The following is a 14,799-nucleotide window of genomic DNA, read 5'->3' on the forward strand; positions in this document are numbered from 1 at the left end:
GTCGCGCCCACCACGCTCTGGACCGCTGCGCCATGCTGCATCCGACTTCCCGCCCCGCTGCCGGGGCCGCCGCCGGGACCGATCCCGGCCCCACCCTGGACGACCGCTTCGCGATCATCCAGCGCGTGGCGCGCGTCGGCTTCTGGGAAATGCGGGTCAGCGACCGCCAGCTGCTGGTGTCGCAAGAGCTGCGGGTCCTGTTCGGCGTGCCGCCGGATGCGCCCGCGCCCGACTTCGCCACCCTGCTGACCTGCGTCCATCCCGACGACCGCAGCCGCGTCGAAGCCGAGCTGACGCATGCGATGGTGCACGGCATCGCGCTCGACCTGGACCACCGCGTGCTGCGCCCGGACGGCCAGATCCGCCACGTGCATGCGCGCGGCGAACTGGCGCCGGGCGCGGGCGGCGCGCCCACCTATTACGGCACGGTGCAGGACGTCACCGGCCAGCGCCAGGCCGAACAGGACACGGCGCACCTGGCGCGCCGCCTGTGCGCCACGCTGGAAAGCATCACCGACGTGTTCTACACGGTCGACCGCCACTGGCGCTTCACCTACCTGAATCGCGAGGCCGAGCGGCTGTTCCGGCGCCCGCGCGACGAACTGCTGGGCAAGGTGCTGTGGGATGAATTCGGCGCGCTCAGGAAGCTGCCCGGCTACCGCGAACTGCGGCGCGCCATGCGCCTGCGCTGCACGGTCGGGTTCGCCGAGTACTATGCCGACTACGACCTGCACTGCGAGGTACGCGCCTATCCGTCCGACGGCGGGCTGGCGGTGTACCTGCGCGACGTCACCCCGCAAAAGCGCGCCGAGGACGCCCAGCGCCGCAGCGAAGAGCGCTTTCGCATCGTCGCCAGCGTGACCAGCGACGCGATCTGGGACCTGGACCTGGCCACCGACATGCTGTGGTTCAGCGGCAATGTGCGCGAACTGTTCGGCTATGCGCCGGAAGACTTCGCCGGGCCGCTGGCGCTGTGGATCGACCGCATCCACCCGGACGACCGCCGGCGTGCTGGACAGCTTCGAACATGCGATGCACGGCAGCCTGCAGGCCGACTGGAGCGACGACTACCGCTTCGTGCGCAAGGACGGCAGCGTGGCCCATGTGCACGACCGCGCGCGCATCGTGCGCGACGCCGGCGGACGCACGGTGCGTGTGGTCGGCGCCGTGGTCGACATCTCCGAGCAGCACGAAGCCGACCTGCGCATCCGCGAACAGGCCTCGCTGCTGGACCAGGCCAAGGATGCGATCGTGGCGATCGGCCTGGACGGACGCATCCGCTACTGGAACCACGGCGCCGAACGCCTGTACGGCTGGCTTGCCACCGAAGCGCTGGGCCAGCCGGTGGCCGGGCGCGTGTACCTGGACGCCGCGCTGCTGGCCGAGGCCATGCGCAGCGTGATGGCGAGCGGCGCCTGGAGCGGCGACACCACCGGCCGGCGCAAGGACGGCAGCGCGGTCGCGGTCGAGGCGCAATGGACGCTGGTGCGCGACGAGCACGGCCAGGCGCAGGCGATCTTCGCGATCAATACCGACATCACCGGGCGCAAGGAAGCCGAGCGGCGCCTGCACCACCTGGCCTTCCACGACGCCCTGACCCACCTGCCGAACCGGCATTTGCTGGGTGAACGGCTGCAGGCGGCGCTCGACGCTTCGCGCCTGAGCGGGCGCTACAACGCCCTGCTGCTGGTCGACCTCGACAACTTCAAGAACCTCAACGACACCCTCGGCCACGCGGTCGGCGACACCCTGCTGCAACAGGTGGCGCTGCGCCTGTACGCCAGTCTGCACAACGAGATCACGGTGGCGCGCTTCGGCGGCGACGAATTCGCGGTGCTGCTGGCCAACCTGGGGCGCCACAAGCGCGAGGCCTGCGCCGACGCCCGCCACGAGGGCGAACGCATCATCCGCCTGCTGAACCAGCCGTTCCAGCTCGACGGCCACCGGGTCCAGCCCGGGGCCAGCGTCGGCGCCACCGTGTTCGCGGCCGAGGGCGAGGACCCGGGCGAGCTGCTCAAGCGCGCCGACATGGCGATGTACCGCGCCAAGGCCGCCGGGCGCGGCACGGTGCGCTTCTACGATCCGGCCATGAAGGCGATGGCGGCGGCGCGCCTGGCGCTCGAGGGCGACCTGCGCGAGGGCTTGCGCGAACACGCTTTCTTCCTGCACTACCAGCCGCAGGTCGAGCGCAACGGCCGCATTGCCGGGGTCGAGGCGCTGGTGCGCTGGCGCCACCGCCGGCGCGGCATGGTTTCGCCGGCCGAGTTCGTGCCGCTGGCCGAAGAGATCGGCCTGGCGCTGCCGCTCGGCCAGTGGGTGCTGGAAGCGGCCTGCCGCCAGCTGGCGCAATGGGCGCAGGACCCGGCCACCGCGCACCTGGAGATCGCCGTCAACGTCAGCGCGCGCCAGCTACACCATCCGGCCTTCGTGGAACAGGTGCTCGGCGTGATCGGACCGAGCGGCGCCGATCCGCACCGGCTCAAGCTCGAGATCACCGAAGGCACCCTGCTCGACGATGTCGAGGACGCGATCGACAAGATCCGCGCGCTCAAGGCGCACGGCCTGACCTTCGCCATCGACGACTTCGGCACCGGCTATTCGTCGCTGGCCTACCTCAAGCGCCTGCCGCTCGACATGCTCAAGATCGACCGTTCCTTCGTGCTCGACCTGACCACCAACCCGAACGACGCGGTGATCGCGCGCACCATCATCGCCCTCGGCGCCAGCCTGGGCCTGAAAGTGCTGGCCGAGGGCGTCGAGACCGAAGCCCAGCGCGACTTTCTGTTCGACAACGGTTGTCAGGCCTATCAGGGCTACCTGTGCGCCCAGCCGCTGCCGGCCGCCGAGCTGGCCAGTATGTTAAACGAACGATCGCACTAATTTACGCTGTTATTTACTGTGATACACTATCCTGGCAAGCCGGAACCCCGGCTGTTCTTGATTCCAGGACCACCCAGCATGTCCTCGCCCCAGAAGCACCAGGTCGTCGTCATCGACGACAATTGCGACGCCGCCGATACCTTCGCCATGTTCCTCGACCTCGACGGTCACCAGGTCCACACCGAATATTCCGGCGCGGACGGGGTCGACGCCATCCGCGCCCACCGTCCCGACATCATCTTCTGCGACATCGGCATGCCCGGCATGAACGGCTACGACGTGGCGTGCGCGGTGCGCCGGCTCGACCACGGCTACCGGCCGCTGCTGGTCGCCACCACCGGCTGGGGCGACGAAGAAACCCGGCGCCAGACCGCCGCCGCCGGCTTCGACCTGCACCTGGTAAAACCGCTGATGCTGGCCGAGGTACAGGCGATCCTGCAGGGACGCAGCGCCTGAGAAGCCGCTCCTCTTCGCTCTCAGGCACTCGGCGCGGAAACAATCCGTCGCATAATTGCTACACATAAACTTTGCTTTTCGTCCGAAAACCTTTTCCGTTCGTGTCTCAACGGATGAGTGCGTCTGCGACACGCTAGAATCGGTGCCGAATTCGCTCGGTGCCGCGCCGTGGCTGGCCGTACCCGGCTGCCCTTTTCCCTTCCGCGCCCGGCCGGAGTCCGCCGTCCATCAAGGGAACAACCAGCTACCATGTTCAAGTTCGTCACTACCACGCCCGCGCGTTCGCGCCTGGCGCCAACGCTCGTGCGCTGCCTGCTGGCGCTGGCATGTGCCGGCAGCGCGGCCAATGCAGCCGCGGCGGCGCCCTGCTACAACTTCTCGCCGGTCAACCAGTACAACGTGCAGGTCTCGGCCAGCTTCTGGAATCCGATCATCCATTATGTCGCCGAGCGCAGCGGCGTGTGCCTGAACCTGAAACTGGGCCGCACCTCGGCCGACACCACCAGCTTCGTGCTGGCGCGTGAAGTCGATTTCGCCTTCACCAACCACCTGTTCAGCCCGGAGCGCATGAAGATGGGCTGGACCGTGTTCGGACGCCGCAACCTGCCGCCGGTGCGCTCCCAGATCGTGGTGCCGGCCGATTCGCCGGTGCGCGACCTGCGCCAGCTGGCCGGCGCCACGGTGGCCTTCCCCGGCCCCGAGGCGCTGGTCGCGTACAAGGCCAGCTATGCCCAGCTGCTGCAGCGCGACATCCCGGTCAACGTGGTGTTCGCCGGCAACCAGGACGCCGCCTTCACCCAGCTGTTCGCCGGCATGGTCAAGGCGGTGGGCGCCAACTCGCAGCTGGTCGAGAACTGGAAGGGCCGCGAAGGCGCGGCCTTCCGCGTGCTGTGGAGCTCGGAACCATTCAACGACCTGGCACTGATGTACTCGCCGCGCGTGCCGTCCGAACGCGCACGCGCGGTGGCGCGCGCCTTCCTCGGCATGCACCGCGATCCGCAGGGCAAGCGCGTGCTGGCGGCGGCGGCGGAACTGATCCACTCGCCGGCGCCGATCTCGTTCATCGCCGCCGACGACAGCGACTACGCCAGCTACCGCGCCTTCTACGCCGGCGTTCCGGCCGAGCTGCGCTGATGATGGGGCGATCGCTGATGGCGCGGCTGCGCTCGGCGCCGCGCCGGCTGCTGCGCGCGCTGTCGCCGCGCTCGCTGGTCGGGCGCGTGTTCGGCCTGTACACGCTGGCGATGCTGGTACTGCTGGCGGCCGGCCTGGGCATGTTCTACCGCTACCAGTACCTGCAGCACATCGAAGAGACCCAGGACAACGCCCTCATGCTGGTCGAGATCGCCACCCAGACGATCGAGGAAAGCGTGGTGATCGGCGACTACGACACCGTCAAGCGCACCCTGAACAAGCTGCTGATCAAGTCGCCCTTCCACCAGGCCGAGTTCCTCGACATCGGCGGCGGCGCGATCCGCCTGACCGCGTCCGAGGCACGCCCGGATGCGGCGCCGGCCTGGTTCGCGCAGCTGATCCTGGACCGCTTCTACGACGTCAACCGCGTGATCGCGGTCGGCGGCAAGGATTACGGCGTGCTGCGCCTGACCTTCGACGAAGAGCGCCTGGCGGCCCAGCTGTGGCGGCTGGTGGCCGAGACCACCGCCGTGGCCTGGATCCTGTTCACCGCCAGCCTGGTCCTGATGCACATCTTCCTGCGCCGCTGGCTCGACAACCTGGGCGGCCTGCGCCTGCTCGAGCACGACCTGGCGGCCGGACGGGTGACGGCCGAGGCCTCGTTTCGCGACGACGCGCCGAGCGAGATCCAGGAAGCGATCCTGGCCGTCAACCGCAGCGCGGCCAGCCTGCGGGTGCAGTACGGCCAGCAGATCGAGTCGCTGATGTATTCGCTGATGCAGCACAAGAGCGCGATGGACCAGGCGGCGATCGTGTCCGAGATCGATACCGAAGGCCGCATCGTCAACGTCAACGACCTGTTCGAGGCCAGCAGCGGCTTCCAGCGCGCCGACGTCACCGGCCAGCCGCTGGCGCGCTTCACGCGCGCGTCCGGCGGCGCCGACTGGACCCCGAACGGCGATGCCTGGACCGGCGAAGTGGCGGTGCTGGGCCACCCGGGCGGCCTGCAATGGCAGCGCACCATCGTGCCGATCTTCGGCGCCGGCGACATCCTCGAGCGCTACATCTGCATCGACATCGACATCACCGCGCGCAAGGAATTCGAGCGCACCATCGTCGCCAACGCCCGGCGCGACAGCGCGATCGCCGAACTCGGCCGCGCAGCGCTGGCCGCCACCGACATCGAGCGCCTGTTCGCCGAGGCCGCCACGGTCGCCGCCGGCGCGCTCGGCGCGGCGCACGGCGCCGTGTTCGAGTTCGCCACCCATGGCGAGCTGCGCCGGATCACCTTGCGCGCCGGCGCCGGCGGCCTGGCGGACGCCGCGGGAATGCGGTTCTCGGTGCCGGCCGCCGAGCTGGCGCCGCAGCCGCCCGAGCAGGCGCTGCGCCCGATGTTCGCCGCGCTGGCCGCCTCGCACGGCGTGCAGAGCGGCGTCGACGCCTGCATCATCTGCGCCGACGGCCAGTTCGGCATGCTCGGCGTGTTCAGCGCCGACGGGCGCCGCTTCGGGCTCGACGACCATACCTTCCTGCGCAGCATCGGCAACATCCTGGCCACCGCCATCGAGCGCCAGGAGGCGCAGAAGCGCCTGACCTACCTGGCCCAGTACGACACCCTGACCGACCTGCCCAACCGCCACCAGCTGGCGCTGTTCCTGAACCGCGTCATCGACGAGGCGGCGGCGCGTGCGCGCCGCGCCGGCGTCCTGTTCATCGACCTCGACCACTTCAAGAAGGTCAACGACAGCCTCGGCCACGACGTCGGCGACCAGCTGCTGGTGCAGGCGACCCAGCGCCTGCGCGAGTGCACCGGCGAAGGCGACCTGGTGGCGCGCCTGGGCGGCGACGAGTTCGCGCTGGTGCTGCCCGACGTCAATGATGACGAACAGCTGGTGCGGCTGGCGCGCGCGCTGGTCGACGCCCTGTCGCGCCCCTTCATGCTGCACGGTCAGCAGCTGTTCGTCTCGGCCAGCATCGGCATCGCGCGCTATCCCGACGACGGCGCCAATGCCGACCTGCTGCTCAAGAACGCGGATACGGCGATGTACGCCGCCAAGAACAGCGGCCGCAACAACTACCAGCTGTACACGGCGGCGATGCAGGCCGGCGCCGAGCAGCGCCTGCTGCTCGAGGCGCAGCTGCACCTGGCGCTGGCCAACAAGGAATTCCTGCTGCACTACCAGCCCAAGCTCGACCTCGCCAGCGGCGCCATCAGCGGCTTTGAGGCGCTGCTGCGCTGGCGGCATCCGGAACGCGGCCTGGTGCCGCCGCTCGAATTCATCGCCCTGCTGGAAGACACCGGATTGATCCTGCCGGTGGGCGAATGGGTGGTGCGCGAAGTGTGTTCCCAGCTGCGCGCCTGGCAGGCGCAGGGGCTGGCCGTGCGGCCGGTGGCGATCAACCTGTCGGCACGCCAGCTGCGCCAGGACGACCTGGCCGGCAGCATCGAACGCATCGTCGCCGCCGCCGGCATCGACCCGGCGCTGCTCGAATTCGAGCTGACCGAATCGATGCTGATGGCCGACCCGGAAAGCGCGGTGGCGATCATGCGGCGCATCCGCGAACTGGGCATCCGCTTGTCGATCGACGACTTCGGCACCGGTTATTCGAGCCTGGCCTACCTGAAGCGCTTCCCGCTGGACGCGCTCAAGATCGACCGCACCTTCGTGCGCGACCTGCCGCACGACAGCGACGACGCCGCGATTACAAAGGCGGTGGTCAAGCTGGCGCATAGCCTGAATCTGAAGGTGGTGGCCGAAGGGGTGGAGAACGAGGCCCAGCTGCGCCAGCTGCAGGCGTTCGGCTGCGACCAGATCCAGGGCTACTACATCGGGCGGCCGCAGCCGGCGGCGGCATGCCTGGCACTGCTGCGGGCCGGGGACGGGACAGAAACCGGGACCGCGGCCAAGCCGCAGGCATTGCCGGCCTGACGAATGGGCGCAGGAAGGTTGAGCAAGTTACAATATCGACCGACTCAACTTCGACCAACCGAATCACGCCGATTCAACGATGCCGGTTCCGGCGCCCACGAGGCCCGGCCGGCAAACCGGAAAACATTCATGCTCACTACCCTGCTCGACTGGTTCCTCCACCTCGACCGCCATCTCGCCGTGCTCGCGGCCGAATACCAGATCCTCGTCTACGTCCTGCTGTTCGCGGTGATCTTCGTCGAAACCGGCGTGGTCGTCATGCCCTTCCTGCCGGGCGACTCGCTGCTGTTCGTCACCGGTGCGCTGGCGGCCAAGGGCATGCTGGCGCTGCCGGTGCTGATCCCGCTCCTGATCGTCGCCGCCGTGCTGGGCGACATCGTCAACTTCGCGATCGGTACCGTCTTCCGCGGCAAGATCAAGCACGGCTACCGGCTGCGCTTCATCAAGCCCGAACACATCGCCCATACCGAGCGCTTCTTCGAGCGCCACGGCCCGAAGACCATCGTGCTGGCGCGCTACGTGCCGATCGTGCGCACCCTGGCGCCGTTCGTCGCGGCCCTGGGCAGCATGCGCTACAGTACCTTCCTGGCCTATAACGTGGCCGGCGGCACCCTGTGGGTGGTGTCGCTGACCGTGGCCGGCTTCATCTTCGGGAACATCACATGGGTCAACGAAAACCTGACCGCCGTCATCATGGGGATCATCGTGCTGTCGCTGGTGCCGGGCATCCTGGCCTGGCTGCAGGAACGCTATCGCAGCAAGGGCGCCGACAAGCAGGCCTGAGTCCAGACGCGCTCACCCGTAGCGCGGGTGGAACCGGTCACTCAGCGGCGCTGCTTGCGCCGGCGGCGGCGCGCAAGCCACCAGACCAGGACGAGCAGCGCCACCACACCCGCGCCCATGCCTGCGCGCGCCAGCAGCAACAGTGGCGAAGCCGCCCCACCCTGGCGCAGTTCGGCCACGCGCGCGGCATCGATGCGCACCGCGCTGTTGCCGAAGGCCGCCATCGCATAGTTGCTGACCTCCGCGACCTCGCTGTCGGACAGTTCGGCCGCGAAGCCGGGCATGCCCTGCCCCTCTTCGGGCCAGACGCCTTCCAGCACTGCCATGGCGACGTTGTCCGCACTCGGGTAGCGCAACACCGTGTGCGCGCGCAGCGCCGGCAGGCCGCGCATGCCCTCGCCGCCGGCCTGGTGGCACGATGCGCAGTTGTTGCGGTACAGGCGCTCGCCCTTGCCGATGGCGCCGGCCATCTCGGCCACGTCGCCGGCGGCGACGGCCTTCACCGGCGCCGGTGCTGGAGCCGATGCCTGAGCCGATGCCTGAGCCGCCCCGTGCGCCGGCCCCGGCACGTCGGCCAGGTAGGTGGCAATGGCGCGGATGTCCTGCGGCGCCATCTTCGAAAAACTCTTGTCGATCGCTTCCAGCATCGGCCCGCCCGCGGTGGCGCCGTTCTTGGCGTGACCGGTGCGCAGGTAGTCCACCAGGCTGGCGTGGTCCCAGCCCGCCTTGCCGGGCGTGATGTCGGGCGCGTACCAGGTGCCGAGCGAGCCGCCCTGCAGGTACAGCTCGGGCTTCTCGGCCATCAGGAAATTGCGCGGCGTGTGGCAGGTGCCGCAGTGCGCCAGGCCCTGGGCCAGGTAGCCGCCGCGGTTCCACTCGGCCGAGCGGCTCGCGTCCGGCCGGTAGACGTCGGTATCGAGAAACAGGGTGTTCCAGAACGCCATCGACAGCCGTACGTTGAACGGGAACGGCAGCGCCGTTTTGGGCGGCGCCGTGTCGTCGGCTTTCACGCCGTGCATGAAGTAGGCGTACAGGTCGGCCGTGTCGGCGTCGCTCAGCTTCGCATACGCCGTGTACGGCATGGCCGGATACAAGTGGCTGCCGTCGGCGCGCACGCCGCGCCGCAAAGCGCGGCTGAACTCTTCTTGCGTATAGCTGCCGATGCCGGCGGCCGCCGAGGGCGTGATGTTGGTCGAATAGATGGTGCCGAGCGGACTGGCGATCGGCACGCCGCCGCTGAACGGCGTCTTGCCGGCCTGGGTATGACAGGCGGCGCAATCGCCGGCGACCGCCAGGTAGCGACCGCGCTCGACGCGTGCTTCGCTAGCTGCCGGTGCGGCATGCGCGCTTGACGCGGCCAGCAGCGCGAGCACGCCGAGGCGCGCAAGCAGGGACAGGAAGCGTTCAACCATGGCGCATCTCCTGGTTGATCCTGTCCGCGGTGCGCAGGGCCAGCGCCACCGCCGTCAGGGTCACGTTGCAGGTACCGACGGTCGGCATCACGCCGGTGCCGGCCATGTACAGGTTCGGATGGTCGTGCGCGCGGCCCCAGGCGTCGGTGACGCTGTCCTTCGGATCCAGGCCCATCGACAGCGTGCCGGTGATGTGCTGGCGGTTGCCGAACACCCCGGCCTTGCTGTGCTTGACGCGGGTGGCGCCCAGTTGCGCCGCGATCTCGTCGTAGCGCCGGCGCGTGGCGGCGGTGCCCTTGACCACGTAGTCGTCGATGTTCCAGAAAATGCGCGGCACCGGCAGGCCGAGGGCATCCTTGCCCGCGCCGAGGGTGACGCGGTTGTCGCGGTCGGGCAGCTGTTCGAGCGCGTTCTTGATGCTCACCCGGCGCGAAGCGCGGTCGCGGATTGCGCCTTCGAGCTTGATGCCGTGGTAGCCCTCCTGGATCAGTTCCTTGGTCACCGACGCCACCTGCGAGGCATTCGAGATATCGATGCGGAACGGCGCATGTTCGGCGCGGAAGTCGCCGTCGCGGAACTGGCCGATCGAGCACGGGCTCACCGGCCCGCGGCCCGGCCACACCGGTTCGTCCATGTCGAAGGTGACGCCGACTGCCGGGTGGTCGCACAGGTTGCGTCCGACGTTGTCGCTGCGGTTGGCCACGCCGTTCGGGAAGGCCGCGCTGGTCGACGTCAAGAGCAGCTTGGCCGACTCGATGGCATTCGCCGCCACGACGAAGGTGCGGCCGGTGACGCGGTGGCTGGTCTTGTTCCAGTCGTAGTAATGGGCAGCGACGATGGCGCCGCGCCCGTCGTGCTCGAGGCGATACACCACCGCTTCGGTGACGACGCGCACCCCGGCCCGTTCGGCGCCGGCGGCGGCCAGGCCGCCGTGGTACTGGGCGTCGATCGGGCACACCGGCATGCAGTTGTTGTTGCCGCAGCAGGCCGGGCGGCCGTCGAAGCTGCGGCTGTTGCGCGCGGTGCTGTCGTCGATCACCTTGAACTGCGGCGCCAGGCGCTCGGTCACGCGCTGCTGGAACCACGAAGCCGGCACGCGCTCCATCGGATACGGCTTGCTGCGCGGCGAGCCGGTGTCGGGCGAACCGCCCACGCCGGTGATCGCTTCGGCCTCGTAGTAGTACGGCTCCAGCGCGTCGTAATCGATCGGCCAGTCCTTGCCGACCCCGTACAGGGATTGGGTGCGGAAGTCGCTCGGCAGGTAGCGCCACATCTGGGCCGCCCAGTGCCAGCTGGTGCCGCCCAGCATGCGGATGTATTGCGCCGAGAACGGGTGCGGGCCGGCCTGCTCGATATAACCGTTGGGTGCCGGGGTGAAGGTCGGATGGGGCGCCATTTCCGAGAACGGATACGGCGCCATGAAGTCCGACTTGAAGGCCGAGTGGCGATAGCGTTCGACCAGTTCGGCGCGGCCTACGCGCGGACCGGATTCCAGCATCAGCACCGAATGGCCGGCGTGTGCCAGCTTGCGCGCCAGCAGCGCGCCGCAGATGCCGGCGCCGATCACGACGACGTCGGCGGAAATGTCATTGCTCATAAGTGGTTGGTGTCTTGCGTTGTTGATTCAGGACGGGCATGCCAGCTGCCGCAGGGACCGTACGAATAGCTCGGCGGCACCAGCTCGGCCGCGACCGCGCGGTTGGCCAGCGTGTCGACAAAGGCGACGCATAGCGCGCCCTTGCCGCTTCCCGCCACGCCCAGGTACCAGCCTTGCAGCATGGCGCGGCTCAAGGCCTGCTGATGCGGCGGCAAGCCGTCCAGCAGCTGTTCGTCGTCCGGCCGGGCCGCCAGCGCTGCCCGGAGCGAGGCCAGGCCACCGTCCAGGTTCGGCGTACTGGTTTGCATGGCGCGGTACAGGGCCAGCATCAGCGCCGGATCGAGCGTGGTCTTGCCGGTGAGCGTGCGCGAGACGGCCGCGAAGTCGTCCAGGCCGGGCCCGGCACCATAGCGCGCCTGCCGGGTCCTGGTAGCCGACAGCAGCCGGCCAGCGGCGCCGGACAGCGCCAGCGCGCCCAGCGCCTGCAGTGCGCGCCGGCGCGAGATGGAAGACGGATGCTTCATGCCTTCCCTCCCCGGCGGCGGCGCACGATCACGACCAGCAGCACGATCAGCGCCAGCACGCCGGCGCCCACGCCGGCCTGCGCCAGCAGCGGCAGGTACGAGCGCGGCCCGCCCTGGCGCAGCTGCGCCACGTCGGCCGGCCGTACGCTTGGCGCGCCGGTGCCGAAGCGCACCTGCAGGTAGTTGGCCAGCGCCGCGACATCGTCGTCGGACAGGTGGTTGACCGCATTCGGCTGCTCGCCAAAGGGCGGCATGAACACGTGGCCATCCTTCGTCTCGCGGTCCACGCCCTGCAGAATGGTCGCGACCAGGTTGGTCGGGCTGACGGTGGCCGAGTTGTGGAACAGGCTCGGGTAGTAGCCGTCCGCCGTGCCCTGGCCGTCGGCGCCGTGGCACGAGGCGCAGTTGGCCGAATACACCTGGGCGCCGCGCTGCGGTCCCGCCATGCCGGCGGCGTAGCCCTTGCCGCGGATTGCGGCCAGTTCGTTGCCGGGGTGGCCCTGTTCGAAGCGCGAACGGACACTGCCCGCATTCTCGACGGCGTCCACGGCGGGCAGCGTCTTGACGTAGTGCGCGATTGCCTTCAGGTCATCCTCTTCGAGCCGGCTGAAGCTGTAGGTGATCGCTTCGGCCATGCTGCCGGCGGCCTGCGCCTTGCCTTCCAGGCGCCCGGTGCGCAGGTACTGCACCAGTTCTTCTTCGCTCCAGCTGCCGATGCCGGCGGTCGGATGCGGGGTGATGTTCGGCGCATACCAGGCGCCGACCTGGCTGCCGGCCATATTGAGCAACTTCTTCTCCTGCATCAGCGCCCCGCGCGGGGTGTGGCAGGTGCCGCAGTGGGCGGCGCCTTCGGCCAGGTAGCGCCCGCGCAGCCACTGCGCCGATTTGCCGGGCGCGGGTGGCAGCGGTTGGTCGTCCAGGAACAGCGCGTTCCACACCTTCATCGAAGCGCGCACATTCATCGGGAACGGCAGCTCGGTCGGCTTTGTCGCCTGCTCCACCGCCGGCACGCCCGCCATGAAGTAGGCGTACAGCGCATGCACGTCGGCGTCGCTCATGATCGCGTACGAGGTGTACGGCATGGCGGGATACAGGGCCTGGCCATCGGCGCGGATGCCCTTGCGCACGGCGTCGGCGAACTGCTGCTCGGTATAGCCGCCGATGCCGAAGCGGCGCGACGGCGTGATGTTGGTCGAGACGATCTCGCCCACGGGCGAGGACATCACCAGGCCGCCGGCCATCGGCGTGCCCTTGTGCGCCGTGTGGCAGGCGATGCAGTCCGACGCGGTGGCGATGTAGCGCCCGCGTTCGATCGTGGCCGGATCAAAGCTCTGTAAGCCCTGTGCCAGGACACTGCCGGACCATCCGGCCAGGCCGGCGCCAGCCAGGATCGCGGCGCGCAGGAAGGTAATCAAGGCGCTCATGCGCGTGCCCTCCCCAGCTGGCGCTGGATCGCATCGGCAGCCTTCAGCGCCAGCGACACCATGGTGATGGTGCTGTTGCCGCAGGCGGTGCTGGCCATGGCGCCGCCGCCGGGCAGGAACAGGTTCTCATGGTCGTGGGCGCGGCAGTCGGCATCGACCACCGAGTCGTGCGGATCGCGGCCCATGATGGTGCCGCCCATGATGTGCTTGCTCTGGGCGAACGCGGAGCTCAGCTTGATGTTGGTGGCGCCCATCGCCTGGGCGATGCGCTTGCCGATCGGGACCGAATACACCTCGGCCGACTTGCGCGTGTAGTCACCCACGTCGTAGTGGATCGCCGGTTTGGGCAGGCCGAGCCAGTCCTTCTTGTCGGACAGGGTCAGGCGGTTGTCCGGATCGGGCAGCACTTCGTGCGCCAGCACGATGTCGGCGCTGCAGGCGGTCATGCGGCGGATCTCGGCGTCGAGCGCTTTGCCGACCTTGCCGCTCTTGAGCGCGGCAAAGGTGACGAAACGGTTGCGCGCGAAGTTATTGAAGCGGAAGTAGGCGCCCGCGTGTTCGGACCGGAACGCGCCCTGCGAGGTTTCCATGATGCCGCTGTTGACCACCGGGCCGACGCCGGCCCAGCAGGGTTCCTCCAGCGTCAGGGTCATGGTCAGCTGCGGGTGGTCCATCATGTTGCGGCCCACCTGGTCGGAACTGTTGGCCAGGCCGTTCGGGTTGCGCGCGTCCTTCGACATCAGGAGCAGCTTGGGCGTCTCGATGCCGTTACAGGCCAGCACGAACAGGGCGCCGCCGATGCGATGGCTGCGCTTGTCGGGGTCGAGGTAATGCACCGCCGCGATGCGGTTGGCGGCGTCGGTCTCGACCCGGTGCACCACCGCGTTGGCCTCGATACGGGCACCCTTCGCTTCCAGGCGCGACAGCGCGGTGGCGGCGTCGTACTTGGCGCCGACCGGGCACACCGGCACGCAGTTGTTGTTGGCGCAGCAAGCCGGGCGGCCGTCATATGGCATGCCGCTGTTGCGCGCCTGGGCGGTCGGGATGTTCTTGTAGCCGAGCGTGTCCACGACTTCGGTGAAGCGCTGCTCGCCGGGACCGAACGGCAGCGGCGGCATCGGATACGGGCGCGAGCGCGGCGCGCCGGCCTGCACCGGCGGCCACTGCAGCGCCGGGTCGGCCGGGCCGCAGATGCCGAGCAGGTGTTCGGTACGGGCATAGTAGGGTTCGAGCGTGGCGTAGTCGAAGGCCCAGTCGCGGCCGACGCCGTACAGCGTGCGCAGACGCATGTCCTGCGGCGTCAGGCGCCAGCTGGTGCCGGCCCAGTGCCAGGTCGAGCCGCCGGCGTAGCGGATGAAGGTCTGGGCGTAGCGATTCGGCCCGCTCAGCTGGAGGTAGGCGTCGTCCGGCTTTTCCAGCGACGGCATCGGATGCGGCGCCCACGGCTTGGGCGGATAGCACGAGGACGGGTCACCCTTCAGCGCCAGCGGCAGGTTGCGGAAGTTCTCGACCACTTCGGCGCGGTCCACGCGCGGGCCGGCTTCGAGCATCTGCACGGACATGCCGGCGTCCAGCAGCTGTTCGGCGATCGCGACCGCGACCACCCCGGTGCCGACGATGACGACGTCGGCGTTTTTCAATGTAGGCATAGGCTTGTGT

General features: G+C 69.1%; 10 protein-coding genes and 1 pseudogene. 6 read left to right on the plus strand and 5 right to left on the minus strand.

Going from position 1 to position 14,799, the window contains the following annotated elements:
- Window positions 1–149: 149 nt before the first annotated feature.
- The 6 genes and pseudogenes from RTQ83_RS24290 to RTQ83_RS13455 form a co-directional block, all read left to right on the plus strand.
- Window positions 150–1,100: pseudogene (locus tag RTQ83_RS24290) on the plus strand (PAS domain-containing protein); the annotation flags it as partial.
- Window positions 1,033–2,880, plus strand: coding sequence for a putative bifunctional diguanylate cyclase/phosphodiesterase (locus tag RTQ83_RS13435; RefSeq protein WP_409456110.1), 1,848 nt, complete (start codon window positions 1,033–1,035; stop codon window positions 2,878–2,880). The pseudogene RTQ83_RS24290 and the gene RTQ83_RS13435, both read left to right, overlap by 68 nt.
- Window positions 2,881–2,958: 78 nt before the next feature.
- A complete protein-coding gene (locus RTQ83_RS13440; protein ID WP_312515303.1) occupies window positions 2,959–3,336 on the plus strand; it encodes a response regulator in 378 nt (125 codons plus the stop codon).
- Between the two features lie 249 nt (window positions 3,337–3,585).
- Window positions 3,586–4,470, plus strand: a complete 885-nt coding sequence (locus RTQ83_RS13445) for a PhnD/SsuA/transferrin family substrate-binding protein (RefSeq protein WP_312515306.1) — start codon at window positions 3,586–3,588, stop codon at window positions 4,468–4,470.
- On the plus strand, window positions 4,470–7,400 hold the full coding sequence (locus RTQ83_RS13450) for an EAL domain-containing protein (protein WP_312515309.1): 2,931 nt from the start codon (window positions 4,470–4,472) through the stop codon (window positions 7,398–7,400). The genes RTQ83_RS13445 and RTQ83_RS13450 overlap by 1 nt, the downstream gene beginning before the upstream one ends.
- Before the next feature lie 129 nt (window positions 7,401–7,529).
- Window positions 7,530–8,183, plus strand: a complete 654-nt coding sequence (locus RTQ83_RS13455) for a VTT domain-containing protein (RefSeq protein ID WP_312515312.1) — start codon at window positions 7,530–7,532, stop codon at window positions 8,181–8,183.
- Window positions 8,184–8,224: 41 nt separating this feature from the next.
- Here the strand turns inward: RTQ83_RS13455 and RTQ83_RS13460 are convergent, their stop codons facing one another.
- The 5 genes from RTQ83_RS13460 to RTQ83_RS13480 are packed head-to-tail and all read right to left on the minus strand — an operon-like array spanning window position 8,225 to window position 14,789.
- Window positions 8,225–9,595, minus strand: a complete 1,371-nt coding sequence (locus tag RTQ83_RS13460) for a cytochrome c (protein WP_312515315.1) — start codon at window positions 9,593–9,595, stop codon at window positions 8,225–8,227.
- Window positions 9,588–11,192 carry a GMC family oxidoreductase gene (locus tag RTQ83_RS13465; RefSeq protein WP_312515318.1) on the minus strand — a complete coding sequence of 535 codons (1,605 nt, stop codon included), beginning with the start codon at window positions 11,190–11,192 and terminating at the stop codon, window positions 9,588–9,590. The genes RTQ83_RS13460 and RTQ83_RS13465 overlap by 8 nt, the downstream gene beginning before the upstream one ends.
- Complete coding sequence (locus RTQ83_RS13470; RefSeq protein WP_312515321.1) at window positions 11,189–11,716, minus strand: sugar dehydrogenase complex small subunit; 528 nt, start codon at window positions 11,714–11,716, stop codon at window positions 11,189–11,191. The genes RTQ83_RS13465 and RTQ83_RS13470 overlap by 4 nt, the downstream gene beginning before the upstream one ends.
- Entirely contained in the window at window positions 11,713–13,140 is a 1,428-nt protein-coding gene (locus RTQ83_RS13475) for a cytochrome c (RefSeq protein WP_312515323.1), read from the minus strand. Before RTQ83_RS13475 ends, RTQ83_RS13470 begins: the two co-directional genes overlap by 4 nt.
- Window positions 13,137–14,789 carry a GMC family oxidoreductase gene (locus tag RTQ83_RS13480; protein ID WP_312515326.1) on the minus strand — a complete coding sequence of 551 codons (1,653 nt, stop codon included), beginning with the start codon at window positions 14,787–14,789 and terminating at the stop codon, window positions 13,137–13,139. Before RTQ83_RS13480 ends, RTQ83_RS13475 begins: the two co-directional genes overlap by 4 nt.
- Between the last annotated feature and the right edge of the window lie 10 nt (window positions 14,790–14,799).

This window comes from Massilia sp. (assembly GCF_031995545.1).
Classification (GTDB): Bacteria; Pseudomonadota; Gammaproteobacteria; order Burkholderiales; family Burkholderiaceae_D; genus Telluria.

Bases quoted from the DNA above. Each gene is read 5' to 3' on its own strand.
- RTQ83_RS13435 (WP_409456110.1), top strand. From the start codon at position 1,033: ATGCACGGCAGCCTGCAGGCCGACTGGAGCGACGACTACCGCTTCGTG.
- RTQ83_RS13440 (WP_312515303.1), top strand. From the start codon at position 2,959: ATGTCCTCGCCCCAGAAGCACCAGGTCGTCGTCATCGACGACAATTGC.
- RTQ83_RS13445 (WP_312515306.1), top strand. From the start codon at position 3,586: ATGTTCAAGTTCGTCACTACCACGCCCGCGCGTTCGCGCCTGGCGCCA.
- RTQ83_RS13450 (WP_312515309.1), top strand. From the start codon at position 4,470: ATGATGGGGCGATCGCTGATGGCGCGGCTGCGCTCGGCGCCGCGCCGG.
- RTQ83_RS13455 (WP_312515312.1), top strand. From the start codon at position 7,530: ATGCTCACTACCCTGCTCGACTGGTTCCTCCACCTCGACCGCCATCTC.
- RTQ83_RS13460 (WP_312515315.1), bottom strand. From the start codon at position 9,595: ATGGTTGAACGCTTCCTGTCCCTGCTTGCGCGCCTCGGCGTGCTCGCG.
- RTQ83_RS13465 (WP_312515318.1), bottom strand. From the start codon at position 11,192: ATGAGCAATGACATTTCCGCCGACGTCGTCGTGATCGGCGCCGGCATC.
- RTQ83_RS13470 (WP_312515321.1), bottom strand. From the start codon at position 11,716: ATGAAGCATCCGTCTTCCATCTCGCGCCGGCGCGCACTGCAGGCGCTG.
- RTQ83_RS13475 (WP_312515323.1), bottom strand. From the start codon at position 13,140: ATGAGCGCCTTGATTACCTTCCTGCGCGCCGCGATCCTGGCTGGCGCC.
- RTQ83_RS13480 (WP_312515326.1), bottom strand. From the start codon at position 14,789: ATGCCTACATTGAAAAACGCCGACGTCGTCATCGTCGGCACCGGGGTG.